This window comes from Methylobacterium sp. AC690 (assembly GCF_979256535.1).
On sequence record NZ_CEEDOX010000070.1, the window covers coordinates 1 to 292 of the forward strand.

Here is a 292-nt window from a genome sequence, read left to right on the forward strand (position 1 = left end):
GTGAGGGCCTCGGGAGAGAATCAGATTGTCTAGATCTTGAATTTTCTACCGCAAGGCCCTCATGTCCAACGCTACTCTCCAGCGCCCTGACCTGACCACATTCTGTCGCCTCGATGAGCTCGGCCTGGAAGCCACTGGGCAGTGTCTGTACCCTGATCGTGCTGTCATTACCTGCCGTGTGGTGGATGCTGATGAGTGGTGTTCCAGATGTGGGTGCGAGGGCATCCCGCGGGATACTGTGACCCGGCGGCTGGGCCATGAACCCTTCGGTTGGCGGCCCACGATATTGCTG

Annotated in this window: 1 pseudogene; it reads left to right on the forward strand. The window is 58.9% G+C overall.

Annotated elements, in window-relative coordinates:
* Window positions 1–61: 61 nt before the first annotated feature.
* Window positions 62–292: pseudogene (locus AC0IY1_RS25365) on the forward strand (ISL3 family transposase); the annotation flags it as partial.